Source organism: Neobacillus niacini (genome assembly GCF_048572935.1).
GTDB classification, from domain to species: Bacteria; Bacillota; Bacilli; order Bacillales; family Cytobacillaceae; genus Neobacillus; species Neobacillus niacini.
The window spans coordinates 3,984,263-4,010,501 of sequence record NZ_CP183883.1 but is presented as its reverse complement, the minus strand read 5'-3'; the positions used below and the strand labels follow the sequence as shown (position 1 = coordinate 4,010,501).

At 35.1% G+C, this 26,239-nt stretch carries 23 protein-coding genes and 1 pseudogene; 15 read left to right on the top strand and 9 right to left on the bottom strand.

Translation table 11 applies throughout. The features are described 5' to 3' along the window. Positions 1-876: 876 nt before the first annotated feature. Positions 877-1,529, bottom strand: a pseudogene (locus ACN6MT_RS19780) (LysR family transcriptional regulator substrate-binding protein); the annotation flags it as partial. A gap of 506 nt (positions 1,530-2,035) precedes the next feature. Here ACN6MT_RS19780 and ACN6MT_RS19775 point away from each other — a divergent pair. The 6 genes from ACN6MT_RS19775 (at position 2,036) to ACN6MT_RS19750 (ending at position 7,707) form a co-directional block, all read left to right on the top strand. Further along, entirely contained in the window at positions 2,036-3,427 is a 1,392-nt protein-coding gene (locus tag ACN6MT_RS19775) for an alkaline phosphatase (RefSeq protein ID WP_419887666.1), read from the top strand. An 85-nt stretch (positions 3,428-3,512) separates the two neighbouring features. Further along, positions 3,513-4,211 carry a DUF4352 domain-containing protein gene (locus tag ACN6MT_RS19770; protein WP_419887665.1) on the top strand — a complete coding sequence of 233 codons (699 nt, stop codon included), beginning with the start codon at positions 3,513-3,515 and terminating at the stop codon, positions 4,209-4,211. Positions 4,212-4,768: 557 nt separating this feature from the next. Next, on the top strand, positions 4,769-5,284 hold the full coding sequence (locus ACN6MT_RS19765) for a hypothetical protein (RefSeq protein ID WP_419887664.1): 516 nt from the start codon (positions 4,769-4,771) through the stop codon (positions 5,282-5,284). Positions 5,285-5,641: 357 nt separating this feature from the next. Beyond that, positions 5,642-6,205: a sigma-70 family RNA polymerase sigma factor gene (locus ACN6MT_RS19760; protein ID WP_419887663.1), complete on the top strand. Its 564-nt coding sequence runs from the start codon at positions 5,642-5,644 to the stop codon at positions 6,203-6,205. Beyond that, positions 6,186-7,169: a hypothetical protein gene (locus tag ACN6MT_RS19755; protein ID WP_419887662.1), complete on the top strand. Its 984-nt coding sequence runs from the start codon at positions 6,186-6,188 to the stop codon at positions 7,167-7,169. Before ACN6MT_RS19760 ends, ACN6MT_RS19755 begins: the two co-directional genes overlap by 20 nt. A 409-nt stretch (positions 7,170-7,578) precedes the next feature. Next, the gene (locus ACN6MT_RS19750) at positions 7,579-7,707 is read left to right on the top strand and encodes a hypothetical protein (RefSeq protein ID WP_419887661.1); all 129 of its coding nucleotides are present in this window, start codon (positions 7,579-7,581) and stop codon (positions 7,705-7,707) included. A 392-nt stretch (positions 7,708-8,099) separates the two neighbouring features. On the opposite strand, the gene ACN6MT_RS19745 is transcribed toward ACN6MT_RS19750, so the two are convergent. Further along, positions 8,100-8,426, bottom strand: coding sequence for an ArsR/SmtB family transcription factor (locus ACN6MT_RS19745; RefSeq protein ID WP_419887660.1), 327 nt, complete (start codon positions 8,424-8,426; stop codon positions 8,100-8,102). A 292-nt stretch (positions 8,427-8,718) separates the two neighbouring features. Here ACN6MT_RS19745 and ACN6MT_RS19740 point away from each other — a divergent pair, with 292 nt between their 5' ends. From ACN6MT_RS19740 to ACN6MT_RS19725, 4 genes are all read left to right on the top strand, one after another. After that, positions 8,719-9,135 carry an ArsI/CadI family heavy metal resistance metalloenzyme gene (locus tag ACN6MT_RS19740; RefSeq protein WP_419887659.1) on the top strand — a complete coding sequence of 139 codons (417 nt, stop codon included), beginning with the start codon at positions 8,719-8,721 and terminating at the stop codon, positions 9,133-9,135. A 324-nt stretch (positions 9,136-9,459) separates the two neighbouring features. After that, positions 9,460-10,068, top strand: a complete 609-nt coding sequence (locus ACN6MT_RS19735) for a transglutaminase-like domain-containing protein (RefSeq protein ID WP_419887658.1) — start codon at positions 9,460-9,462, stop codon at positions 10,066-10,068. Positions 10,069-10,369: 301 nt separating this feature from the next. Then, positions 10,370-11,239, top strand: coding sequence for a permease (locus ACN6MT_RS19730; protein WP_419887657.1), 870 nt, complete (start codon positions 10,370-10,372; stop codon positions 11,237-11,239). Between the two features lie 18 nt (positions 11,240-11,257). Next, positions 11,258-12,100, top strand: a complete 843-nt coding sequence (locus ACN6MT_RS19725; RefSeq protein ID WP_419887656.1) for a TIGR03943 family putative permease subunit — start codon at positions 11,258-11,260, stop codon at positions 12,098-12,100. Positions 12,101-12,135: 35 nt separating this feature from the next. Here the strand turns inward: ACN6MT_RS19725 and ACN6MT_RS19720 are convergent, their stop codons facing one another. The 4 genes from ACN6MT_RS19720 to ACN6MT_RS19705 form a co-directional block, all read right to left on the bottom strand. Then, positions 12,136-13,065: a TIGR03943 family putative permease subunit gene (locus tag ACN6MT_RS19720; RefSeq protein ID WP_419887655.1), complete on the bottom strand. Its 930-nt coding sequence runs from the start codon at positions 13,063-13,065 to the stop codon at positions 12,136-12,138. Between the two features lie 12 nt (positions 13,066-13,077). After that, positions 13,078-14,076, bottom strand: a complete 999-nt coding sequence (locus ACN6MT_RS19715; RefSeq protein WP_419887654.1) for a permease — start codon at positions 14,074-14,076, stop codon at positions 13,078-13,080. 135 nt (positions 14,077-14,211) lie between these two features. Then, positions 14,212-15,219, bottom strand: a complete 1,008-nt coding sequence (locus ACN6MT_RS19710) for a metal ABC transporter substrate-binding protein (RefSeq protein WP_419887653.1) — start codon at positions 15,217-15,219, stop codon at positions 14,212-14,214. A gap of 582 nt (positions 15,220-15,801) precedes the next feature. Continuing rightward, the gene (locus ACN6MT_RS19705) at positions 15,802-16,389 is read right to left on the bottom strand and encodes a hypothetical protein (RefSeq protein ID WP_419887652.1); all 588 of its coding nucleotides are present in this window, start codon (positions 16,387-16,389) and stop codon (positions 15,802-15,804) included. Between the two features lie 202 nt (positions 16,390-16,591). Here ACN6MT_RS19705 and ACN6MT_RS19700 point away from each other — a divergent pair, with 202 nt between their 5' ends. Then, positions 16,592-18,388, top strand: coding sequence for a M3 family oligoendopeptidase (locus ACN6MT_RS19700; RefSeq protein WP_419887651.1), 1,797 nt, complete (start codon positions 16,592-16,594; stop codon positions 18,386-18,388). A gap of 354 nt (positions 18,389-18,742) precedes the next feature. Beyond that, positions 18,743-19,765 (top strand): DUF3231 family protein, encoded by a 1,023-nt coding sequence (locus ACN6MT_RS19695; protein ID WP_419887650.1) that lies wholly within the window; start codon positions 18,743-18,745, stop codon positions 19,763-19,765. Between the two features lie 973 nt (positions 19,766-20,738). On the opposite strand, the gene hxlB is transcribed toward ACN6MT_RS19695, so the two are convergent. After that, positions 20,739-21,296, bottom strand: a complete 558-nt coding sequence (gene hxlB, locus ACN6MT_RS19690; protein ID WP_419887649.1) for a 6-phospho-3-hexuloisomerase — start codon at positions 21,294-21,296, stop codon at positions 20,739-20,741. Between the two features lie 7 nt (positions 21,297-21,303). Further along, positions 21,304-21,936 carry a 3-hexulose-6-phosphate synthase gene (gene hxlA / locus ACN6MT_RS19685; protein WP_419887648.1) on the bottom strand — a complete coding sequence of 211 codons (633 nt, stop codon included), beginning with the start codon at positions 21,934-21,936 and terminating at the stop codon, positions 21,304-21,306. A 207-nt stretch (positions 21,937-22,143) separates the two neighbouring features. Between hxlA and ACN6MT_RS19680 the strand changes: the two genes are divergently transcribed. After that, positions 22,144-22,509, top strand: coding sequence for a winged helix-turn-helix transcriptional regulator (locus ACN6MT_RS19680; RefSeq protein ID WP_419887647.1), 366 nt, complete (start codon positions 22,144-22,146; stop codon positions 22,507-22,509). Between the two features lie 198 nt (positions 22,510-22,707). Further along, positions 22,708-24,069: a dipeptidase gene (locus ACN6MT_RS19675; protein ID WP_419887646.1), complete on the top strand. Its 1,362-nt coding sequence runs from the start codon at positions 22,708-22,710 to the stop codon at positions 24,067-24,069. A 66-nt stretch (positions 24,070-24,135) separates the two neighbouring features. Here the strand turns inward: ACN6MT_RS19675 and ACN6MT_RS19670 are convergent, their stop codons facing one another. Next, positions 24,136-25,200, bottom strand: a complete 1,065-nt coding sequence (locus ACN6MT_RS19670) for a YeiH family protein (RefSeq protein WP_419887645.1) — start codon at positions 25,198-25,200, stop codon at positions 24,136-24,138. Between the two features lie 132 nt (positions 25,201-25,332). Between ACN6MT_RS19670 and ACN6MT_RS19665 the strand changes: the two genes are divergently transcribed. Further along, positions 25,333-26,235: a LysR family transcriptional regulator gene (locus tag ACN6MT_RS19665; protein WP_419956489.1), complete on the top strand. Its 903-nt coding sequence runs from the start codon at positions 25,333-25,335 to the stop codon at positions 26,233-26,235. The last annotated feature ends 4 nt before the right edge of the window (positions 26,236-26,239 follow it).

Genomic DNA, 26,239 nt, shown 5'->3' with positions numbered 1-26,239 from the left:
CAAAGAACGTAGGGGTGGTGGATTTGAGGGTAATTTTTACTGGATCACCATTTGCCTTTCCTGCGGATATAATCAAGAAATGGATAATATAGAAAATAAGGCTAAAGGCTGCCTGACCAATTTTTTCATTATAGTCTTTATCATCGCATTTATTCTTCAAGGTTTGTGACGGTTAAACTTAAAGTAATGAGTGCAAGGGTGAATTAAAGCAACGCAATTCGAAATGCGTTGCTCATTTATTTCTAGTAATACTTCCTATATAATTGCTGTCTTATACTTCCACTTAACTGGGCATATGTAAATTTTCAGCTAACAGATGAGTGAATCAACCCTAGAAGAGTTGGGAACCTTTTTATTAAATGCTTATTGAACGGCTTACTGGCTCGTTAGGAAATAAAATGGTGTAACTTTTCAACAACATAATAGGTGCTAGAGCAATTCCAGCACCCAAAAAGGGGTTTGTAAATTGGTCTTTGTCCAGATAATTAATTGGAACATTGAAAGTTAAGAATATTAGAGTAAGCTATAGTATATGGGTGCCAATCATTCTGTCTTGGATAAAACCTATAACCCTTAACTACTTTTTCCTCAAAAGTGAGTGGTAAAAATAAAAAAGAAGAACGTCCTCTTGTAAAAATAGTAGTATATCTATTGTAACAGGAACGTAATGCTTCTGGTTCTATTTGTATCCTAAGTCCCATTCTAATTCCCTCCTTTGCTCTCATGCTACTATTAATTTATGCTTTGGTTGTTCTAAGGGTTGGACATAAGTCTCCTCTCAAAAAAAATTCTCAAAAATGAGAAGGGTTCTGGTTTCTAAAACTCTAATGCCTCATAGAACTGCCACGCGTACATGGTAGAAGCACTAAATGATCCCTAGACATCAGATAAAGAATTTCTAAATTTCGCCTGTTTCTTTTAAAAACATAGCAGCACAGAAAAAACCTGGTGCTTCTTCCAAACAATATTTAAGCCAGATTCAAGTCTTGGCTCTAGCGGTCTAAAACAAAGGTTACTGTCGTTTGACGTATTTACTAATTTATCAAGAGTTATTGCATAACCAATACCCTCATCAACCATAATGGCAGCATTATATGCAAGATTATAGGTAGTCACGACATTTGATTTTTTCAAAATCTTCACCAAACCAATCTGCAAATTCATTTTTAGAAAACGTCTGTTTCATAGCCTGTCGTGAACAAATCACCGGAACATTTAATAAATCCACTACTTGAATGGTATTTTTCGAGGCAAGAGGACTATCTTTTCTCATCACAACACCCCAAACATCATTACCAGGGATATCAATATAATTGTATTTCGATAATCAGCCGGTTGAATTAAAATACCAAAGTCAAGAAGTCCCTTATCAAGTCGTTCCGTCACATCGTCTTCATTTCCACTGTAAGGTGATATCGAATTTTTGGGTAAGTGGAGCGCAAATCTTTTACTACCAGCGCAATGTGTCTCATGACTTCTGTTTCCCCACCATCTATGTAAACATCACCACTAATGGTTTCTTCCATGCGAAAAAGGGCAGAAGAAATCGTTGAAATGGTTGATAAATTAGAAACAGAATTTATCATTTTATTGGATAACTTGGTTGCTTGTTCCCAATGGAAAAGCCTTGTTTTAAAATGGGGAAAATGCCAATCTTAATGAACTTTTCAATGATTATAGGTGTTTTGATCCTAAGGATTTCAGGTTAGTTGTGATACAAGAGCAGGATATTGCATCCCTTTTGTTATAGAAGGGATTTATTTTAGGTAAAATGACAAATATGATGGGGATAAACATTTTTTGACTAGTTAATATTTCATGTCTTAAAACGGAAACAACTGATATGGCCACATGCCTGTTCAAACATTAAGTTATCAGGGTAGGAAAATCTTTCACAAACTAGAAAACAGTCACAATAATTTTTTGTAAAGGAATCTTAATGCTAAATTTACAAGTTATTATAATCAACTTAACAATTTAGTTTTAGAATGTATTTTGTAAGAAAGATTAAGACATCAACTAGGGGGAAACGAGATTGTTAAACAAAAAAAAGTTTACTAACAAACTAATTCCAGTAGCTGTTCTTTCAACAGTCGCATTCGGGAGTTTAATGGGTGCTATATCACCTGCAGAGGCAAAAGAGCCGGCTACTAATAATGCGGACATCAAAAACGTGATTGTCTTAATTGGTGATGGAATGGGAGTTTCTTATACATCTGCCTATCGCTATTTAAAAAATGATCCTTCCACTAAAATAGCTGAAAAAACAGCATTTGATCAATACTTTGTGGGACAACAAATGACATATCCAGAAGATCCTGCACAAAACGTAACAGACTCAGCATCTGCAGCAACGGCAATGTCGGCTGGGATTAAAACATATAACAATGCCATTGCAGTCGACAATAATGGATCTGAAGTAAAAACGGTACTAGAAGCTGCTAAAGAACAAGGAAAGGCAACAGGTCTTGTGGCGACTTCGGAAATCACTCATGCAACTCCAGCTTCATTTGGATCACATGATAAAAGCCGTAAAAACATGAACTCCATTGCAGATGACTACTACGATGAAATGGTAAATGGTCAGCATAAAGTTGATGTTATGTTAGGTGGAGGTGTAAGTAACTTCGTTCGTAATGATCGTAACCTAACAGAAGAATTCCAAAAAGCTGGATACAGCTATGTAACAAACAAAGACGAATTACTAAAAGATACGAACAAACAAGTACTCGGTTTATTTGCACCGGGCGGACTTCCAAAGATGATTGACCGTCCAGCGGAAACCCCCTCACTTGAAGAAATGACAAACGCAGCCATTTCTCGTTTAAGTCAAGATAAGGATGGTTTCTTCTTAATGATTGAAGGAAGCCAAGTAGACTGGGCAGGACATGACAATGATATTGTCGGTGCCATGAGTGAAATGGAAGACTTTGAAAAAGCGTATAAAGCTGCTATTGATTTTGCAAAAAAGGACAAGCATACACTAGTAGTGGCAACTGCTGACCATTCGACTGGAGGATATTCCATCGGTGCGGATGGTAACTATAACTGGTTTGGTGAGCCAATCAAAGCAGCAAAGCGTACACCTGACTTCATGGCAGAGAAGATCGCTAAAGGTGCAGGTGTTGAAGAAACATTGAAAAAGTATATTGATCAAAATGTTCTTGCGTTAACACCAGAAGAAATCCAGTCTGTGGAGACTGCTGCGGCTGCAAAGAAAGTTCTCGATATTGACAATGCGATAGAAAATATCTTTAATAAGCGTTCACACACTGGCTGGACAACAGGCGGACATACAGGCGAAGACGTTCCTGTCTATGCATTTGGACCTTCAAGTGAAAAATTTGCCGGGCAAATTGATAATACGGATATTGCGAAAAATATCTTCGATGTTTTAAAATATGACATCAAAATCGAAGATAAATAAGAGAATACAAGCTAAATATCCCGTTGCTACACTACATAGCAACGGGAACTTTTATTTGAAAATAAACTCATGCGGAGGAAACATCTTGAAGCAATCTCTTAATTTCCTATTATTAATCTTATTGCTTGTTGGTTGTTCAGCAAATGATGCTACTGTAAATAATGAAAAAAGTACTGTTGAGAACACAAAAGCAGAAGAGACTTCAATAAAGACCGAGAAACAGGAAACAAATAAGAAATATCAGCCCAATCCACAAGTAACGGATGACCAGTCTCTTCTTAAAGTTGGCCAAACTTTTTCCGATTCAAAGGGTGAAGCCACTTTAAAAGCCATTAAACAAGTAAACCAAACATATAAAGTGGGCCCAATCGAATTGATAGTAAAAGAGATGAAAATGATTCATTTAAGACCGGATTATAGTATGATTGATTATTTTCATGTACTAACTCATGATGAGGAATTTGATTTTGTTAAAGTTTTCGTTGAGATCAAAAACACCTCTTCTGAGAAAGTCAATTTTGCACCAATCGCGCTTCTTAAAACGAACACAGGTGAAACATTTGATTGGGAAAAAGATATTTACCTTGAAGAGTTAAACGGTGAACTTACTGGGAATAGTACAAAGTCAGGTAACCTTGGCTTTATTGTCAATGCCGCGGAGAGTGGAACGCCTAATGCTGGAGATGCAGAAAACATTGAGTGGATTAAACTAACTACAAGTGATGTTTTTAATAGGGAAGAAACAAAAATCAACGAATCGGAAAAGATTAAAATTGAATTTTAACCTCCCGCTGCACGATCGGGGAGGTTTTTTGTGAGGTTAATTTTATCCGCATTTTTCCATAATCCTCGTCAAACAGTTTCATGCCGATTTTATTTGAATTCTCGGGGGATACACTGCAATCCTTTGTACTCAAGAGTCTTGAAGAGACGAGTATGCTTCGTTAAAAAAAGAACTTGCCTCTAAATAGTAAGTTTGTGAATAAATTACTTAAAGTAGCAAGTGAAATATTTTAAGAACAGAGCTGTCATTATGGCAGATTTTCTTGTTGACTAACGACGCAGTTTGGTTGGAATAAGGGAGTCCATTAAGATGGCAATCGGTTTATTTAAGAATTAGCATTAATACCGAATGGATTCCTAGACCAGCAATTCAGTTTGAATATGGAGTTGGCTGAGGAAATCAAAATGTAATATTAATTATTTTTAAGAACCAATATTCTACTGCGGTAAATTCTTTAATTTTTCCATGATTTACAAACTCTCTCTATTTGATATAGTAGAAGAAAAGTAGAGTAATTTAATATATTTTAGTTTAGACATTATGGAGAATTTACGAAAATGAGAAAATTACATGATAATACAGAGGAAAGATCAGATAAGGAGCAAGGTAACAACACAAGAAATAATCGTCTTATTACCATTAACGGAGAAACCAAGACAATTGCGGAATGGTCTCGGATTTCAGGTATTGGTCCCAAAGCGTTAAGATATAGAATTGAGTCGGGGTGGGAAGAAAAAGACTTATTATTGCCTGTTGGAGTTCAAAAAGTATATATTACGGTTGGAAATGAAACAAAGACCATTAATGAATGGTCTAAAGAAAAGGGACTATCTAATACCATTATTAGTAAACGTTACAAATCTGGTATTAGGGGAGAAGAACTATTTGCATATAATCGTAAAATCATTCAGGTTGAAATCGATGGGGTTACCAAATCCTTATCAGGCTGGTCAAAGGAAACTGGCATAAGACTCACCACACTATTACAACGATATAATAAAGGGATACGTGGCAAAGACTTAATTGCCCAAACAAAGAAAAAAGCAATAGAACAACTCTCATGGGATCTTTAATAAAAATATGAACTCGGGGAATTGCACCGAAGCTCATTTATTGAATACATAGTATGTTTCCAATCTTAATCAAGATTCATTCACCAAAGGTGGGCTGCCCAATAAATGGGCAGTCCATTGTATTATATGCAACAGGAACATATAAGAGGAACGTTGTTTGATTTGTTAGGATGGCTAGTATAACATTGCGTCCTTTCATTAATTCCTAGTTTTATCGCTTTGTTCTAAAAACAGGTTATCTATATGACAATTCAACAAATGCATTTTAAAATAAATTTTGAAGCAATTTTGGAAATAAAATGAAACTTTTAATAACTGTATGTCGTTATAGCTATAGCAAATTAAGGTGGTGAGCAAATGGCTTACAGTACAGAAGATGATAATTTTGTAGAAAATAATATCGACGTTTGGCTCGATTTGATTATGCAAGAATATGGTGAAAGATTAACAAAGTTAGCATTCAACTACCTTAAAGATTGGGGATTGGCACAAGATGTTGTTCAAGATGTTTTTATCACTTGCTATAACCAATATCATAAAGTGTCTAAAATCGTTTATTTTAAACCATGGATATTTCGAATAACAATCAATCGTTCAAAAGATCTGTTAAAAAGCACTTTTATTAAAAGATATATATTTAACAATAACTTGCTAAAACAGTTTAGTCATAAGGAATTATCTCCAGAAATGAAGTTGATGTTGAATAATGAAAAAGAAAAACTGTCACAAACAGTCCTTTCATTACCAATAAAGTATCGAGAAGTCATTATTCTTTTCTATTATGAAGAGATGTCCATAGCAGAAATTGCAGAACTACTAGCCCTAAATGAAAATACAGTCAAAACCAGGCTAAATAGAGGGCGAAAACTCGTAAAAAATTCATTGGAAAGAAGTGAACTCTATGGAAGAACAGTTGAATAATCTTCGAAAAGCTATGGATGATACTGTACTTAAGGGCACTCATTTTACAAAAGAGCAGAAAGCTAAAATTAGAAAAGCAGTAAAGAATCCAAATAGGAGAAACCGGTTCGAGTGGTTTCCAAAACTGTTAACAACGGTATTCAGCTTAGTTTTCTTTATCATTGTTGCCGATCTATCGATAGGAGAAAAGTGGTCTGGCAGTATAGTTAATGAAGTAAAAGATAAAAATGCCGAAAAACAAACTCAAAGTTGGAAAGAAAGTTCTTTATTTAAATCAGGTGGTTACACCATGATTGGTGAAAAACAGCGTTTAGGCTTTATTTATGAAAATAATGAAGTAGTAAGATTTTATCCAAATAAAACTCAAAAGTATATGTGGCACTTTTGGGGAGAAAATCAAGAATTTAAAGGGAAATTAAAAGTAGTGGCAACTCACGAAAATGATAATGAACAAATAAATGTATTGGAAGGTATAGAGGTAGGCGGTCCAAATAACGGAGCAGACCGACACACTCCGTCTCTGATGTCACTACCCAAGAGTGGAATGTGGAAGTTAGATGCATATTTCGGTAATGAACTTTTTGGCACTGTGTTTGTTCGGGTGTATGATGAACCAAAGGAAGATTGGAAATCCCATGATGAATATGTAAAAGATGGAGTAACATTATTGTCAGTGGCTCCAGATCCTTTTTTTGAGGCAGGGAAACCTTTTGGTTATTTGTTTCATTTTACTGCATCATTCGAAACCTTTAAGGGGAAGGAATTAGCCATTTATGCTTATCACAAAGAAACATCGGAAAGAATTACAGCTGTACCCCCGACTATAATGAATGAACCTTCAGCAGGATACGCTACGTTAGAACGATTTACCGCCACTTTCGAAGTACCATATAGTGGATTGTGGCGTTACGAAGTTGTTTTGGATGGTGAATTCTATGCTGACGTGGTTTTATTTGTAAAATAGGTATCCATGTTTTCCATAAGCATAGTGAATTGGAAGCGGAACGGCTATTTATAGTAGGTACAGCGCTTACGACACCGAAGATATTAGAAGAGAAAGAGACCTGGCCAACACCCTGGCTTTTTGCTAGGGTGTTCATCATTAACATGCAGCCTAAAACTAACTTATAAAAGGGTTCGTGATGAAATTGGTGGCCGGATTCAGCGTTTTGCTGAAACGGGGAGTAATTATAAATATATAAGTCATACGGGAGGAAAGGGACATGAGAATCACTGACGAAGCTCGTAATGAGTTGAAAAAAATGTTCAAAGAACAAAATGCTGATTGCATTCGTATCTTTTTTGATGGGTATGGCTGAGGGCAGCCAAGGATTGGACTGCGCCTGGATGGTGCAGAAGCAGATGATATTATCATGACAATTAATCAAATAAAGGTAGCAATTGACCCTATCATTGAACCAAATACAGAAGACCTTATTCTTGATCGAAGTGGAAATGGACAAGGTATTTCAATGATAGGTAATACAGGTAGATGTTGTTAGAAAAGGACCTTTTCAGGTCCTTTTACTTTTTAAATCCTGAATCAATTTAGATATAAAAGTAATACTCTATTTTCAACATACCGCCATGGTTAACTGTCTATCTGGCAACCTCTATTTGCATTAAATCTTAACAACACACGCACTCACAATTGTTTTTTACGATGGTGGTATCCCTTCTGGTTCTAAATCTCGATATAATCCTTTGCAAAAAAGATTCTTTTTGTAAGACATACATTTGCCAAGCTTTTGTAGCCTTTTTTTCAACTCCCTCTTGGCGTAATTTCATTAATTGTATTTTTTCGTACTCATTAAAATACATGATGAACCCCTCCAGTTAATCAAATAATATTGATGTATTAATCAAAAAAAATTGATATATTGAATAAAAAAATTTAACAACACGTAGGTTTAAAAATACAGCATAGTTCATGGGATAACAAATGATTAAGTTCTTCTTGATTCAGCTCATAATAACTCCAGGTTCCACGTGTTTCTTTTTTTATAATGTTGGCATCTAATAAAATCTTTAAATGATAAGAAAGCTTGGACTGGGCCATATCCATCATTGGAGCAAGATCGCAGACGCACATTGCACCATTTTGGGTTAGGATATTCATTATCTGTAGTCTTTTTTTATCAGCAATGGCTTTAAATTTTAATTCATATTTTTCAAAAGTCTGTTCTAATGATATGTCTTTTAATTTAATTTTCTCATTCATATTAACACCTTCTTTTTAATCAAATAATCTTGATGAATTCATCATATATCCAAAATTTTCATGTGTCAACTGGCGTAAATCAAAAATATTTGATTTAGGCTGTCAATATTATGTACTCCAGACCAGTTTATTTTGATCTATATTATTTAATCAATTTTTTTTGATAAAGGGGTTGTAATTAGAAATATTTGCTAATATACTGTACCTATAAATCAAAAAAAATTGATTTACGAACTATAAATCAAAAATATTTGATTTATTCCGCCGCTAAAACTTAAAGGAGATGTTTTTTATGAAGATCCATGTTGGTGTAAATGTAACGGATTTAGAAAAGTCGATTAAGTTTTATTCTCAAGTGTTTAATACTGAGCCTGAGAAGGTAAGGTCAGACTATGCCAAATTTCTACTGAATGACCCAGCGTTAAATTTCACATTAAACTTAAAGGATAAAGTATCAGGAAATCAGGTAGGCCATTTTGGATTTCAAGTGGAAGATCGGGATGAAGTATTCAAGCACAAAGAGCGTTTAGAGAAATTAGGTTTCTTTGCTCGTGAAGAAATGGACGTTAATTGCTGCTATGCAACCCAAGATAAATTTTGGGTAACCGATCCTGAAGGAAACGAATGGGAATTCTTTTTTACTAAAGGAGATTTAGAAGATATTGTTCAGGAGTCATCATGCTGTGCAGTGGAGACAACAAAATCATAAAAAAATACTACAAGTTGAAAAAGGTTAGTTTACTAAATACGCTGTAGTTTTAGCATTTAGCTGCCATTTAGGCAGCTTTTTCTAATAAGGATAAATCTATCTAAAGTTTTTTTCATTATTATTTCGCCTCTAAACACCTAAATTTTTGAATTAATAATTTTAATTAATTAGACCGTTTTGGAATTGAAAAAGTTTCCATTGAAAATTTATTTTCACAAAAAGGGTAGGTTAACTACTAAACTCTTTAATCTACTTTATAAATAAATGTATAATAATTCATAGATATTAATATTTATATAGATCGTGTTGAGGGGAGAAGGATTGATGATTCTGTTTTATGAATCGGAAAAACTAGATGACTATTTACTCGAATTAACAGAAGTTAATTATTCTAATCCAATTATAAAAAAGAAAGCAGATGATCTTTTTAATCCATCTCAAACGGAAATTGAAAAAGCAAGGATAGCTTTTGAATTTGTTCGTGATGAAATATCTCATTCTTGGGATAAAAAATCGAACCGAGTTACTTGTAAAGCTTCGGACGTATTAGACTTTAAAGAGGGAATTTGCTATGCAAAATCACACCTATTAGCGGCTTTATTGCGTTCACAGGGAATACCAACAGGGTTTTGTTATCAAAGATTGATGTTATTTGACACTCCAGAAAAAGGGTATTGTATTCACGCTTTAAATGCCATATTCCTTAAATCACTTAATAAATGGATTAGGGTTGATGCTCGTGGAAATAAAGAGGGAATTGACGCCCAATTTTCAATTGATGAAGAAAAATTAGCTTTTCCCATTAATAAAGGACTTGATGAAAAGGAGTATCCAGTAATTTATGCTAAGCCTCATCCCAAAATTGTGGCTGTTCTAAAAGAAAATACAAATGCAATAGAAATGTATAAAAATCACTTGCCTGAGAGTTTGTAGTTGTCTTGCATACGGGGTCGTTCTTTTAAAATGCGGCTGCCAGTACAGTGGCCATCTTTTATTGAATTAAGGGGAAAGATGGTAAAAGAAAGGGAAATACTTAGTGGTAATTGTAAAGGGGAAGGGATATGTCTAAATATGAATATTATATAGTATTACAAATAAATTCCAATTAATACATTGACATTTTGTTGAATTTATTTGATAACACCTATAGAATTTTATAGGTGCTTTTTAATGTGATTTTCATATTTTAATAATTTATCCTTAGAAAAAGACTAAAATAGAGAGGTCGTTAAGTATGAAGGGCGAATTATTCTTGCAAATGAATACGATCTTTATAAGTATTTTAATTGAGGCATTGCCTTTTATCTTGTTAGGGGTATTAATATCAGGGATTATCCAGATTTTTGTAACGGAAGAAATGATGGCTCGGATCATTCCGAAAAACAAAATACTTGCCGTTATTTCTGCTGCTTTGATAGGTGCTATTTTTCCTGCTTGTGAGTGTGGAATTGTTCCAATTACGCGACGATTAATGGCAAAAGGTGTTCCGCTTTATGCAGCAATCCCTTTTATGCTTACCGGTCCAGTGATAAATCCTATCGTGTTGTTTTCCACTTATATTGCATTTGGGAACAATTGGGATATGGTTTTTTATCGTGGAGGAATCGCCTTACTGGTTGCTCTCATTGTGGGTGGGTTACTTTCCATACAATTCAAGGATTCTCAGTTAAAGAATGATGTAGCTGACCATGTTCACCGGAAATCATTTAAAGGAAAATTTATTGGCATGCTAAAGCATTCAATTGATGAGCTGTTTTCAGTTGGGAAATTCTTAATCCTTGGTGCGTTTGTTGCGGCAGTCATTCAAACCACGGTAAAAACAGCTACCTTGCTGGACATTGGACAAGGTCCGTTATCTTCTAACCTGGTTATGATGGGTCTCGCTTATGTTCTTTCGTTATGTTCAGAGGCGGATGCCTTTGTAGCAGCATCATTTAGAAGTACATTCTCAACAGGTTCCCTTGTTGCCTTTCTTGTTTTTGGACCAATGCTGGATATTAAAAATACGTTAATGCTCTTAGGAACATTCAAAGTGAAATTTGTTCTGTATTTAATGGGCTATATAACGGTCTTGGTCGCCATAATAACGTTATTTATTAAGTAGGGAGGTGGTGGTGCTGATATGTTAAGAACACTCATATTAATTGGATTAACGTATTTATTTATGCATTTGCATGCATCAGGAGATATCTCTAAGTATATCAATATGAAATATTCTTATTTATCTTACTCTGCCATTTATATTCTAGCCATTTTCACATTCCTTAGTATTTATTTTTATCTGAAAGAAGATCAACACGATCACGATCATGATCAATGTGGAGATGATTGTGGGCATTCAAATGAAGAAAATACTTGGTGGAAAAAAGCAATAACCTATGGAGTATTTGTTATTCCGATTTTGACTGGTCTATTTCTGCCTGTCGCAACACTTGATTCGAATATTGTTGAGAAAAAGGGCTTTTATTTTCCTGTTTATGCAGACAGCGATTCAAGTAGCCAGCATCAATTTTTACAACCTGATACAAGTCTTTATTATGGACAAAATGACTACGATGACTTAATGGCTAAATCGTTAAAGAAACTACTGAAAAAAGATATGCTTGAACTGAATGAAAGTAACTATTTAACGGATTTAGAATCCATCTATAATTATCCTGGACAATTTATTGGCAAAGAAGTAAAAATAACAGGATTCTCCTATAGCACAGATGAATTAGCTGTGAACCAAAAATTTCTTTTTCGATTTGGAATTATTCACTGTGTTGCAGACTCGGGTGTGTTTGGAATGTTAGTGGAGCTTCCGGAGGATGTTAACCCTAAAAATGATGAGTGGCTTACGGTAAGTGGAAAACTGGAAACCATCTATTATCAGCCCTTTAAGAAGACCATCCCGTACTTAAAAGTGACATCATGGGAGACGATTAGTACACCAGAAGATCCTTATGTATATCGTCAATATTAATAGCCTTAGTTCAATTAGAACTAAGGCTACTTTTTCTAAAGGATTTTCACGCTAATTGGATAGAGATAAGGTTCTTTCGGTTCATCAATTACTTTCCAGTTGGTAATTTTTATGATTGGAAATTTAGTGCCATTATAATTCGTGGTATCCAAAACGCCTTTCGCTTCAATCCAGGTATTTACTTCTAGTGACGATGCTTCTGGTAACTCTGATATAAATCCAACGATGCCAGCATCTGCTACACAATGTGTTATCAAAAATCTTGCTAGTACAAGCTGGTTTTTTTCAAGCCCATCTTCTTTATAAACAAATCCTTTTAAATGGATTTCTCTACCTTTAAATTTATCGAGGTCCATATGCATTTCTTCATAATAGGTAGAAAAAACATGATCGTTCATCTCAATAGTGGAACTTTGTTCTAATTGCTGTATTAATTGTTCGTATTCTTCGTTTGTATAAATGTTGTCTTCTATACGCGAAAGGTCTACAAGATCCTCATTAATAACAGGATCTTCCTGTTGATTATTGTTAGGTACAGGCTCCTCCTCTTGTTTCTTCTCTGCCCTCTGATTTGATAGTACGGCCAGCCCGCCTTTTTTATCAGCAATAGATGCGTCGAGAACCTTTGAAGGGAGCAGGAACCCCGTGATCAAAGGAAAAACAATAACAAGATAAGCGATTAATTTTTTTGTACTAAAAGGGGAATCTCCATGGTCGTGACTACAGTTATGGTCGTGTGCATCGTGATGACAATGGTGATGCTGATTGTTTTCTTTAACGGTCCATACTCTTGTCGTTTGGATAATAAACAAAATTAGAAATAATACAGAAGCAGACTGACTTAAACCCTCATATTTGGGATTAATAAACTTCGTCATTTCCCCAGTAAAATGAAGCTTAAAAAGCATCACTGAAAAAGCTAGTAAAATAAACGCTCTGACAGCCTGCTGAAAATGGAATCTCACGACGTTTCCCCCTTAAATAAAGCTTTGCGCAAGCATGATCGTCATAAAGATAATCGAAATGATTAAAGCTAGCACACCGAAAACAAACTTCACTCGAAATACGCTCAACATCATAAGGGTATTTTTTAAATCCATCATTGGACCAAAGATTAAGAATCCTAGTATGGCTGAAGTTGGAAAAATATTGCTGAAGGAAGCACCAATAAATGCATCTGCTTCAGAACAAAGCGATAAAACGTAAGATAATCCCATCATGAGCGATAGAGATGATATCGGTCCGCTGCCAGCTTCCAAGAGAGTTTTTGCAGGTAGATAGGTTTGTACAAATGCAGCTAAAAAAGCTCCCATAACGAGGTACTTGCCCATATCAAAAAACTCATCAATGGAATGGGTTAACATGGACCAAAATCTTGTTGAAAGAGAGTCTTTTTTAGAGAGTGTATGTGAAGATCTTGTATGAATAGGAGTTTTTAATTGATTTCCTCTAAAAATAATGCTAACAACCAATGCAACCATTAAAGCGACAAAAAAACCTAACCCCATTCTTAATCCCGCAATCTTAAAATCGTTCCCAAATGCCATATAAGTAGAGGCAATCACAATGGGATTAATGAGCGGACCTGTCAGCATAAAACCGATGGCAGCGTGGATGGGTACTCCTTTCCCAACAAGACGACGGACGATAGGAACTATACCACATTCACATGCAGGAAAGAGGGCACCAATTATACAACTCATGATGATAGCTAAAACCTTATTTTTGGGAATCCAGCGTTGAATATGTTCTTCGGTGACAAATATTTGAATCACACCCGCAATGAGGACTCCTATTAGAACAAATGGCAGTGCCTCTATTAAAATACTTAGAAATATCGTGTTTAGATTTAATAGAGAAGGAGGTACATCGAATGAAAGTTTAAAGCTAGTACTAAATGAAAGCATTAAAAGTGCTAATACAATGATCATAATACCCGTAAGTTCAATGATATTATTGCGAACAATGCGATACATAAATACCTCCAGTTTCTATTAAATAGTTTGTACATTTAATAGAGTATGAAAAAATTTTATAAATATACCTTGATAGATTTATGTAAAGGGAATCCCAGCCGCAAAAATGGCCGGGATTGATTAGTCAGTATGTTGTTAGTCATTTAAAACTTTCTTTATCGTTTCTAAATTCTTTCGCATGATGCTGAAGTAATCATCTTTTTGTTTAATGTTTTCTTCTGTTATTGCCTCTAGATTATGGAGACTAAGAGACTTTGCTCCTAATTCTTCTTGGATGACTTTTGCTACCTTTGTTGAAACATTCTGCTCGAAAATCACATAATGAATGTTATGTTCTGTAGACTCTTCAATGATTGCTTGCAGTTCTTTCTGAGTTGGTTCTTGTGTGGGTGATAAACCTGATATGGAAATCGCTTCAATGCCATATCGCTTTTCCCAATATCCATAAGCATCATGAGAAACTAATAAATTCTTCGTTTTTGAACTCTCAATAGTCGTTTTAAATTCCTGATCCAGTTTTTCGAGCTCGCTTTTTAGCTGATTAAAATTGGTTTCAAACTCTGCTGCGTGCTCTGGCATTAATTTACTTAAAGAGTTTTTAATGTTATTTGCTAGAGTGATAGAAAGTACAGGATCTAACCATACGTGGGGATCTACGTCACTATGATTATGTTCTTCACCTTCATGGTTTTCCGATTCTGTGTGTTCACCTTCATTTTCATCAGAATGTCCTTCTTCATCATCATGATGATGATCATCAGTGGATTCAATGAGTTCGATTCCATCTGCGGCTTTTAAGACTTGTACATCCTCCTTTTCCAAAGCTTCTGTTGCTTTTTCAGCAAACCCTTCAATTCCAACTCCTGTATAGATAAATAAATCTGAATTGGCTAGTGCAACCATGTCTTTAGTAGAAGGCTCAAAGGAATGGGCATCTACATTTGGGGGATAAATACTTTTTACTTCGACGTAACTTCCGCCAATTTTTTTAGTGAAATCTTCAAGCGGATAAATGGTGGTATAGACTGTTAAAGAGTTTTTTTCTTTATTTTCTCCAGTTTTTACAACTTCTTTGGATCCACAACCTGTTAACAAAAGGCTTAAAGCTAGAACAGAGGTAGACATAAGTGTAGAAATTTTCATAGAATTACTCCTTTAATATATAAAATTTTTTATAGAATGAGATAAAACGAAATTGTTACGTTTTACATTCTAAAATAAATCTATGTGTTTGTAAATGAATTTAGGAATCATTTCGATTTATTTTTTAATATCAATATATTTATAGATGGTAAAAAAATTGTATTAACAAGTAAAGAAGGCTTTGAAAAAGAAAATAAGTGTACCTATAATCAAAAAGGAACAATCCATATACCGGCAGAAATTAGAAAATAAAATAAAATCGACACAGAGGCAGTTTTTATTATTACTATCGATGAAAAGGAAAAACGGGTATACCTTATTCCTGATTTAACAGGTTGAATGAGATTGTGAAGAATTGTACTTAAACAATCAGGTGCGGTAGCACAACAACATTATATTTTTGTTGTGTAGTAAATGAGGTCATTTGTAGTACAAAAATAAGGATAGGTAGAGCATAATTTCTACTGCTCACCTATCCTTTTTAATTTATCCCTTATTAAATATGAATTCAATGTTGATAATGGTTATAAGAAATCTCTTGACCCTTAATAAAATTTAAACACTCGGATGCTTTTTTCAACTTTACGATATGGAATCTGCAATTTCAACTAATAATTCAGGCGTCACTTTATCAGAGATTCTTTTATCTACACTCAAAATATATTGGAATTCGTTTTTTTTGAAAACTAAGAGGTTAAAATCTCTTACGGCTTTCGTACTGTAAAGTGCTTCGTTGCCGTCTTTTGTTTTTAGCCTTTGGTCAATAAGATCCTCTCTGAATTCAAGCCCATATTTAACAGGTTGGACAAAAATCTTATAGTGATTCTGTGGTACATCCTTATTCAAGTAGTTGATTTCTAATTTATCATTCGACTCACCATCAAGATTACTGAATCTGCCGAAACCGTGGGTGAAAGTAATTGATGGTAATTGAACTGGTAAAGCAATAGATTGTTTAAAATGTTTATTATTTTCATCTAACGCCTCGTAAATACCTTTATAGCCGATTTTAAAAAACGATTGTTGAAATTCTTCACTTGTATAGTTTGCGTTAGCAACAAATGAAAAAGAAAAGGTTAGAACAATACATAAAACTGATATTTTTATTGTTTTGATAATATCCACGTCCTTAATGATTTCTAGGTGTGATTTGATATTTATTATTTGCAATTATTTCCTTAACTATTAACTGGCTGCTAATAACGATTCATTTTCTTATTGCAATAACGGATGCAGAATAGAAAACAAGAGACATTGATCTTAAAAAATCAATGTCTCTTGTTATTGTAGGGATTTTTCACCTTTACAATATGGTATGATAAGAATACATGTTCGTTTTCGTTGGAATATACATATTTTGGAGATGTAACTAATGGAGAAAATAAGCAATCAAAGAGTGTGGGATTTAGATAAGGTTTTTAGAGGGGGAAGCAAATCAATTCAGTTTTTAGAACATATTAATCTATTAGAAGCTCTTGTACATGAACTAGAAGGCAGTGTTAAAACATTTATTACTACACTATCAAAAAATGATTTAGTTAAAGTGGTCCATTTAGTAAAAAACATTGCAACCATTCAATTGTATCTATCGCAAGCTAATTCATTTGTCACTTGTCTCCTCGCAGAAAATCCAAAGGATCAAGATGCTGCTATTTTACGAGGAAAAGTTGCTCAAAAAGAATCCCGTTTTGAAAAAGAATTATCGAAAGTAAAGAAGATATTAACAAATACAAAGGAAGATGTTTGGGAAAGCATACTAGAAACCGAAGAATTACAGGAATATAGATTTATTCTAAATGAATGGCGTGAAAATGCAGATAAGAATTTGTCAGAAGCGGAGCTGAATTTAATTTCAGATTTAATGGTAGATGGATACCATGCTTGGGGACATTTCTATAATAATCTAGTAAGTAGTATTAACGTAAATATTCAAATTAACGGAAAAGAAGAAAATTTATCAGTTGGACAAGCCATTAACTTGCGGTCGCACCATAACGAAGAAGTGCGTAAGGAAGCTCATTATGTATTAGAGTCTATATGGAAAGAGAAAGAACAATTATTTAGTAAAATATTAAATCACATTGCTGGCTTTCGTATACAAGTAAATAACAAACTTGGGAATAAAAATGTAATAGAAGATCCTTTGAAAAAAAACAGAATGAAGGAAGAAACACTGAATACGATGTGGACAGTAATCAGTAAATATAAACAACCTTTCTCGAATTACTTGAAGCGAAAAGCTGAAATGCTAGGCGATTCTAGTATGAAGGCTTATAACTTTTGGGCTCCCATTACAAAAAGTAATCAAGAGATAACATTCGAGGAAGCTGCTAAACTTATTTCCGAATATTTTAGTCAGTTTGGAATCGAATTGGAATGCTTTGTTAGGAAAGCCTTCTATGAAGGTTGGATAGAGGCGGAGAATCGTCCAAATAAGTCTGCTATTCCATTTTGTGCTGGTTTTCCACTAACAGGTGAATCAAGAGTCTTTATGACATTTAGCGGTACTTTTTTAAATTTGTTAACTCTAGTTCATGAACTGGGTCATGCTTTCCATAATCATGCCATGAAGTCTGTTAATGGGTTGAATAAGCGTTATCCGTTAAGCATTGCTGAAACTGCTTCAACCTTCACCGAAATGATTATTTTTGAAATGGCTATGAAAAAGGCAAATTCTAAAGAAGAAAAAATATTTATACTGGATGAAAAATTAAAACGTAGTGTAATGAACTTTATGAATATTCATTCGAGATTTTTATTCGAGCAGAGATTTTATGTAGAGCGGAAACAAGGTATTGTTTCAGCCAATCGACTAAATCAGTTAATGGAAGAATCAATAAACGAGGCGTATGCTGGTTCCCTAGAACAACCTTCGATTTATTCTTGGGTTTGGACACCACACTACTATATTACTCAATCGCCTTTTTATAATTTTCCATATACTTTTGGGTATTTATTTGCATTGGGCATTTATGCAAAGGCAAAGGAGAAAGGGAAAGGTTTTGAAAAAGATTATTTGAACTTACTTCGTGATTCAGGAAGTATGAATGTGGAAGATTTAGTTATGAAACATTTAGGAGAAGATATTACCTCAGAGGAATTCTGGGAAAAAGGAATGGAATTATGCGTCCAAGATGCAGAAGAATTTATAAAACTAACATCTTCTTAAACCTTATTGGAGTGTTGATCTAAGATTCATTTTTTCTTAGCTTTGGCTTATCTTCAGGAAAAATCAATAATCGGACATTGGTTCAGTAGCCATCTTGTACCCATACCAAAGATTGTGAAGTAATGTTCTTAAAGTAACGAAGCAGTTTACTTGAAGAATAATAACGATAAAACACAACAATAATCACATAAGAAAACGCTGTTGTTATTTATTCAACAGCGTTTTCAATCTTTTAATTGGTAATGGTATTAAAGTATACAGAAAAATCGAGGAACTTATGTTTGTAAGCAATGTCCAGTATATGATTTTTAATACGGTGAATACTAAGTAAAACACTAAAAAGGGAGATTTTTCATGTACACCCTTAAACCAATTAATTTAGATACACCAAAATCTGACCTAAGTGAAGACCTCACATCAGCCGAAATGGGCAAACTTTGGGCTACCTATATGGGGAATAGCATGTCAAAATGCATTTTAAGCTATTATCTTCAACACGTTGAGGACAAGGATATTAAAACTTTATTAGAAAATGCACTAAATTTATCTGAAGATCTTTTAAAAACTACAAAAGAGATTTTTGAAAAAGAGAGTTTCCCGATACCCAAAGGATTTGGCGAAGAGGATGTCAATTTAGGTGCTCCCCGTTTATTTAAAGATGAATACTATGTTCATTATTTGAAATACGTTGCCAAAGCAGGTATGAGTATTTATAACATTGCTGTGCCGCTTGTTTTTAGGAAGGATGTAGAAGAGTTTTTTATTTATTGTATGGATTCTACCATTGCTTTAATGAGACAAATCAAAGACATTTTAATGCATAAGGGTTTCATCATGAAACCACCGTTAATCCCAATTCCTGAAAAGGTAGAATTTATTCACTATGATTTTTTGAATGGTTATTTTGGACATGTACGACCATTGCATGCACTAGAAATAGCCCATCTTTACGATAGTATTGAAAATAATGCAACCAGCAAAGCACTCATTATGGCGTTTGCACAAGTGGCAAAAAATAAGGACGTAAGGAAACTATTCGAGTGGGGAAGAAACATGACATCGGAAAGCGTACAAAAGTCTATGGAAAAACTGCATGAACAAAGTTTGCCTGCACCACCTTTCTTTGATGATTTAGTAACAACTTCCACTTTTTCTCCTTTTTCAGATAAAATCATGTTATTCCATAAAATGGACATGTTTTCCATGAAAATAAGATCATTTGGAAATGCAGTAGCCGTGGATGGAAGGCATGATATAGGGTTCATGTATGCGACTAATTTAATGGAACTTGGAAAGTTTGTGGAGAATGCAGCAGAATTAATGATTAAGAATGGTTGGTTGGAACAGCCACCAAAGGCTGCAGAAAGGGGAAAGTAACATCTGAATAGTAATTTATCATGCTTTTTTTAAAACGATTAAGAAGGTTAGACAAGTTTAAAACCAAATGAAAAAATTGCTATAAGGATGATTATTTTTGGCGAAAAATCGGATTGAAGAATTTAATCAATTAAGTGAAAACGGTTAAAGAAGCTTATGAGGATTTAGTTGATTATTGGATTGATTATTCCCTATACACTTCATTTGAATACTGGATGGAATTAGCTTTGTTCAACAAACCATTTACCAATATTTCCTGTGTAAATCTAGCACCTCTAAAATCGGGTATGAAGTAAGGATTTATTAAATACTTTTCATAAAGTCCCTAAAACTGGGATATTATCTCCTAAAGGCAGTTAGAAGAGGTAGTTAGTGATGAAATATGTGAAACCGTATGAAAAAAATCCAGTTAATGTATGTTTTAATGATGTTAGCACTTATTTTATATGGAATTCATTTTGTTTAAGAGAAGGAATTAGTAAAAAGAAATGGACTTAATAAAATTGAATGATTCATTAATAATAACCGAGTTTAACCTGAAAAAAATTAACAGATATTCCACTAGTGGGCGCTTTAATTTAAAAAGGGCTAAATCATAAATAAAAATCGCTAACACTCAGTTTAGCGATTTTTTCATTTCCCTAATTTAGCAGAATTGCCGATTAAAATGTACCGTAATTTTCACTCTGACAGAAGTGTCTGTTAGTCTGCAAATTGGTATACAATTCTGTAACAAGAAACAAAATTTACTAATATAAATGCCTGTATACCAATAAAAATAGACCATCATTTTATATTACAATTTGATGATCTATTTGCTTTAAAAAATTAAATTTTGTAACAGATAACTTAACCCGTTACTATAATGGATGGTTTTTATCTTATTTTTTAATGATGTACTAGAGTTGATATGCAGTAAATAAGCAAATTCTGAATACGTTTTTTACTATATTTCCACATTATTATGTGTAATCTATTCGAGATTCGCATGTTTTCCATACATTTTAGTAGAATCTAAGCCTTTTTTCTCCATAAAACGCAAGATTAAGGCATCATAAAATAACAACATTGTCTGCTCGAATAGGGAACCCATTGGTTGAATGGTCTTGTAATTACCTTCAGATTGATCTTTTGTTACTCCCGGTAATGTAACAATAATATCAGCTAATTCTCCAATCGTTGATTCAGGAGAAATGGTTATAGCTGCGACTTTACCTCCTAAGCTTTTAGCTTTTTCAGCAATGGCAACTAAGGTTTTGGTTTCTCCTGAACCTGACCCAATGATTAATAGATCGTCTTTTTCTAAATTAGCAGTTACTGTTTCACCCACTACATAGGCATCAATCCCCATGTGCGTCATGCGCATCACAAAAGATTTACCCATCAATCCAGATCTGCCCGCACCAGCCACAAAGATTTTCTTGGATTCCAAAATCTGGTTTACTAATTTCTCTGCTTCTAAATCAGAAATGAAGTGGACAGTTTGACTTAATTCTTGAATGACTTCGGCTAAATATTGTGTAGTCTTCATCGTTGAATTACCCTTGTTGAATTAATTCTTGCATTTCGCGTGCAATAGCGTTTTTATCTTCTTTATTCGTAATCCCGCCACCTACGATAATTAGATCCGGGTGTTGTTTAATAACTTCAGGAAGTGTTTCTAATTTGATTCCGCCTGCAATGGCAGTTTGTGCATTTTTAACAACGCTCTTGATCGTTGCAAGGTCTTCGAAAGAATTTTTTCCAACAGCTTGAAGATCGTAACCTGTGTGAACGCAGATATAATCGACACCAAGTTCATCTAGTTCTTTTGCACGGGCTGCAATATCCTTGACAGCGATCATATCAGCAAGGATTTGTTTACCTTGTTTTTTAGCTTCTTCTACCGCGCCTTTAATGGACTCATCTTCTGCAGTTCCAAGAATCGTAATGATGTCAGCACCTGCTGCTGCGGCTTGACTTACTTCATATCCAGCTGCATCCATAATTTTTAAGTCAGCCAATACGGTTAAGTTAGGAAAAGCAGCTTTTACTTCTTTCACTGCCTTCAGACCTTCATTGATTACCACAGGTGTACCAATTTCGACAACATCAATATGTTCTTCAACCTCTTTCACTAATTCAATTGCTCCCGGAATATCGACAAGATCTAATGCTAATTGTAATTTCATTTATATTCGCTCCTTATAGTAAATTGTAATTTGTTGTGCTAAGTGGCAATCATACATGAGAAAATGTTTCCTTATGAAAAATAACTTACTCACTAGCACGTTGTTTAGTATACTTAGTATGTTGTGAAATTAAAAGTACGCACTTTTACTGCATATAGTGCTAAAAAGTATACTATAGGGTAAAATAAGGGGGAGGTGAATCTTTACATGCCTAATTTAGGAGAAAAAACATTTAACTGTGAAAAAGAATTAACACTTTCTGTTATTGGTGGCAAATGGAAAATGTTAATTTTATGGCACCTAGGCAAAGAAGGAACCAAACGATTTGGTGAATTAAAATCCCTTATGCCTGGTATTACCCAAAGAATGCTTGTGAATCAATTACGTGAACTTGAAGACCACTTAATTGTACATCGTGAAGTGTACCCTGTAGTTCCACCGAAAGTTGAATATTCATTAACGGAACATGGAAGAAAACTTTTACCGATTTTAGAGGCTATGTACGACTGGGGTAAAGATTACATTGTAAATGTATTGGACAAGGAAACTGAGGATAAATCAGTTGTTAAGTAGATTATCATGCATGAAATAATCATAACTTACCACGGTTAGCCATTATTAACCGTGGTAAGTTATGATTGTGTATATAAGAGTAAAAACAACAGCATATCTAAATTAAAAGCCTTGAACGGTTTTTTAGAGCTGATTTTCTATTATTTTCCTACTTTTTGTGTAAAATAGAATTGAAACTAAAAGAGAATAGGTGAGAACATGAGTCAATTATCCGAATTTGTATCCAAGCAGCACGAGCAAAATGTTGAAGAGTTAAAAGAATTGCTTCGCATTCCAAGCATAAGTTCTTTATCTGAGCATAAAGAGGACATTCAAAAAGCAGCTTCCTGGATCGCCCATAAGTTAGAAGAGATTGGAATGGAATACGTTGAAATTGTCCAAACAAAAGGTCATCCAATTGTTTATGCAGACTGGCTTCATCAGGAAAATGCACCCACTGTATTAGTATACGGTCACTATGATGTCCAGCCCGTTGATCCGCTTCACTTATGGGAAACACCACCGTTTGAACCAGACATCCGCGATGAAAAAATCTATGCCAGAGGGGCAACAGATGACAAAGGTCAGACATTCTTACATATTAAAGCTGTCGAAGCACTACTGAAACTAGAAAATAAATTACCGGTTAACCTAAAATTTTGTATTGAAGGTGAAGAAGAAATAGGCAGTCCTCATCTTCCACAGTTTTTAGCGGACAATAAAGAAAAACTAGCCTGTGATGTGGTGATCATCTCCGATTCTGATATGTGGGATAGAGGCGTTCCTGCGATTACCTATTCGTTAAGAGGTCTGGCTGCTCTCGAGTTTTCCCTTAAAACGGCAAATACGGATTTGCATTCAGGCATGTTCGGCGGAGGAGTTCAGAACGCTAACCATTTATTAGTGAAGCTACTTTCTACTCTTCATGATGAAAATGGAAAGGTAAATATTGAAGGGTTTTATGATGATGTTTTAGATTTGACAGAATTTGAGAAGGAACAAATTAAAGCACTAGGCTTTGATCAAGAAAAGTTAAAAAATCAATTAGGTTTAGCGGAATTAACGGGTGGGGAAAATAATTATCCATATCCAGAGAAAATCAGTTCGCGGCCAACATTAGAATTAAACGGCTTATGGGGTGGATTTCAAGGGGAAGGTACAAAAACCGTCATTCCGAACGAAGCGCATGCCAAAATCACCTGCCGTCTAGTCAATAATCAAAATCCGGAAAAAATTCAGGGCTTGATTAAAAAGCATTTAGAAGAACATGCACCAAAAGGATGTACGATAAAAGTAACACTACAAGATACGGGCAATCCATTCTTAACCCCAATCGATGATCCGATGATTCAAAAAGCGGCTGAAGCGTATGAAAAGGTATATGGAAGAGCACCTGTTTATAAAAGAGAAGGGGGTTCGATTCCGATTGTATCGGATTTCAACCACACCTTAAATACTCCAGTTGTCTTAATGGGATTCGGCTTGCCGGATGAAAATCTCCATGCTCCGAATGAACATTTTAACTTAGAAAACTTTGATAAAGGGATTTTAACGATTTGTTCGTTTTTAGAACTGATCTAAATAGATAGACAAAGAAGAGGGATCGCATAGGATCCCTCTTTTTGCTGTGAGGTCAATACTCACTCTTTACGCAATAAAATAGGAAACAATGGAAAGGATGATGGATGTAATCAGCATAGCTATCAGCGGCCGTCCTGCTTTGGTCCGGAGATCACGAAGGCTGACATTTAAACCGAGTCCGACCATGGCGGAAGTTAAGATAAAGGTGGTTGCTGTTGAAATCCCATCCATGGCTACTTTTGAAACAGGGATGGATTTGCCAAGGATATAGCTTCCGAACAAACTCATCAAGATAAAGCCGATGAGAAACCAAGGGAATTCAATGGTAGTGTCTGCTGTCTTTCCTGAACAACGTTTTTTTACCCAATACATTAAAATAAAACACAATGGAACAAGTAGGAGTACACGACCTAATTTGGCCAGCAGGGCAATGGCCAGGCCATCTGGACCTGCGGGTGCCCCTGCTAAGGCAACATGGGCGATTTCGTGAAGGCTGATTCCGCTCCAGATTCCATATTCAATCGCCGATAACGGTAGAAATGGTCTTAAGATGGTGTAGGTTATCGAAAAAATCGTCCCCACCAGTGCAATAATTCCTATACTGATGGCTGTATCTTCATCTCTGGCCTTGATAATCGGGGAAACGGCTGCAATCGCTGCGGCCCCGCAAACACCGGTACCAACACCCAGCATGAGTACAAGGGAGGATTCCGCTTTCAGTAATTTTCCTAGCCATATTGTAAACAATATCGCAAAAGCAATGACACCGATATCACGTGCAATCAACCCTATCCCTTGATGAAGCACCACGTCAATGTTTAACTTTAACCCGTATAAAATAATCGCAAGTCGTAAAAAGTGTTTGCCGGAAAATTGAATTCCTGCCCGAATTTTTTCTGGATAACCGAAAAATTGCCGGTAAATAACCGCAATCACGATGGCACAGGCAAGCGGTCCTACACGATCAAATCCAGAGACTTTCGCTAAGGCAAAACCGAACACTGCAATGATACAGGTAAAAGCGATTCCCCCTAGCAACAATAAAGGAGCAGAAGGTTTTGGTTTAGATTTTTTTTGCAGTGGTTGGTCCTGTTTGCTCAAAGGTAAAACTCTAGCACTTTGACTTTCCATTCTAATCACCTGAATTTATTCATTTTATAATTTAATACTACTTTTAATTGGTGTATAAGGAAAATAATTATATATAATAGTTATGATAAGTAAAACCATATACATGGATGATTTTGAATAAGGGGGCAGATGATGGACCAACAGTTAGAAGTGTTTATTAAAGTGGTGGAGAAGGAGAATTTTTCAAAAGCAGCAGAGGAGCTGCATATGACCCAGCCTGCGGTTAGCCAGTATATCAGACTGTTAGAACAATCTATTGGCTCAAGGCTCCTGGAAAGGAATAATAAGTACGTCCGCCTAAATAAGGCAGGGGAGATTGTTTTTCATCATGCAAAGGAAATTATTACCCTTTATACCAAAATGCAGACATTGGTCGATGACCTGACAAATAAGGCAGGCGGGACCATAGCGATTGGGGCTAGCTATACGTTTGGCGAGTATATCCTGCCGCATATTATTGCAAAGATGAAGGAGCAAGATCCCCTCATTCATCCGTCCATCAGGATTCAAAATACAAAGGAGATCATTGACCTAGTAAAAAAACATCAGTTAGACATTGGCATTATTGAAGGATTTTATGAAAATGCTGCACTTCATTCCAAAGTGGTTTCTAAGGATAAAATGGTTATTGTGGCCTCACCTCGTCATCCTCTTCTGAGTGTAAAGAGGGAAATAAGATTATCTGATTTGGCGGAAGAAACCTGGATTCTGAGGGAAGCGGGCTCTGGTACAAGGGAAGCTGCTGAAAATCTGTTTCGGAGATATGATTTCACCCCGAAAAACGTCATGGAATTCGGCAGTACCCAAGTGATCAAGGAATCAGTTGAAGCAGGTCTAGGCATTAGTTTGTTATCAAGCTGGGCCATTAAGAAGGAGCTGACAAACGGTTACATTGGCATTATTCACGTAAATGGACTCCCATTTAAACGCAATTTCTCCATCCTAACCCCTGCCACCTATCAAACAAAGGCCTTACAGACATTTATAGAAATACTATTAACATACTTAGGCGACCCGAGAAAGAACAGATTTTAGAGAT

Bases quoted from the DNA above. Each gene is read 5' to 3' on its own strand.
- ACN6MT_RS19765 (WP_419887664.1), top strand. From the start codon at position 4,769: ATGAGAAAATTACATGATAATACAGAGGAAAGATCAGATAAGGAGCAA.
- ACN6MT_RS19760 (WP_419887663.1), top strand. From the start codon at position 5,642: ATGGCTTACAGTACAGAAGATGATAATTTTGTAGAAAATAATATCGAC.
- ACN6MT_RS19755 (WP_419887662.1), top strand. From the start codon at position 6,186: ATGGAAGAACAGTTGAATAATCTTCGAAAAGCTATGGATGATACTGTA.
- ACN6MT_RS19750 (WP_419887661.1), top strand. From the start codon at position 7,579: ATGACAATTAATCAAATAAAGGTAGCAATTGACCCTATCATTGAACCA.
- ACN6MT_RS19745 (WP_419887660.1), bottom strand. From the start codon at position 8,426: ATGAATGAGAAAATTAAATTAAAAGACATATCATTAGAACAGACTTTT.
- ACN6MT_RS19740 (WP_419887659.1), top strand. From the start codon at position 8,719: ATGAAGATCCATGTTGGTGTAAATGTAACGGATTTAGAAAAGTCGATT.
- ACN6MT_RS19735 (WP_419887658.1), top strand. From the start codon at position 9,460: ATGATTCTGTTTTATGAATCGGAAAAACTAGATGACTATTTACTCGAA.
- ACN6MT_RS19730 (WP_419887657.1), top strand. From the start codon at position 10,370: ATGAAGGGCGAATTATTCTTGCAAATGAATACGATCTTTATAAGTATT.
- ACN6MT_RS19725 (WP_419887656.1), top strand. From the start codon at position 11,258: ATGTTAAGAACACTCATATTAATTGGATTAACGTATTTATTTATGCAT.
- ACN6MT_RS19715 (WP_419887654.1), bottom strand. From the start codon at position 14,076: ATGTATCGCATTGTTCGCAATAATATCATTGAACTTACGGGTATTATG.
- ACN6MT_RS19710 (WP_419887653.1), bottom strand. From the start codon at position 15,219: ATGAAAATTTCTACACTTATGTCTACCTCTGTTCTAGCTTTAAGCCTT.
- ACN6MT_RS19700 (WP_419887651.1), top strand. From the start codon at position 16,592: ATGGAGAAAATAAGCAATCAAAGAGTGTGGGATTTAGATAAGGTTTTT.
- ACN6MT_RS19695 (WP_419887650.1), top strand. From the start codon at position 18,743: ATGTACACCCTTAAACCAATTAATTTAGATACACCAAAATCTGACCTA.
- hxlB (WP_419887649.1), bottom strand. From the start codon at position 21,296: ATGAAGACTACACAATATTTAGCCGAAGTCATTCAAGAATTAAGTCAA.
- hxlA (WP_419887648.1), bottom strand. From the start codon at position 21,936: ATGAAATTACAATTAGCATTAGATCTTGTCGATATTCCGGGAGCAATT.
- ACN6MT_RS19680 (WP_419887647.1), top strand. From the start codon at position 22,144: ATGCCTAATTTAGGAGAAAAAACATTTAACTGTGAAAAAGAATTAACA.
- ACN6MT_RS19675 (WP_419887646.1), top strand. From the start codon at position 22,708: ATGAGTCAATTATCCGAATTTGTATCCAAGCAGCACGAGCAAAATGTT.
- ACN6MT_RS19670 (WP_419887645.1), bottom strand. From the start codon at position 25,200: ATGGAAAGTCAAAGTGCTAGAGTTTTACCTTTGAGCAAACAGGACCAA.
- ACN6MT_RS19665 (WP_419956489.1), top strand. From the start codon at position 25,333: ATGGACCAACAGTTAGAAGTGTTTATTAAAGTGGTGGAGAAGGAGAAT.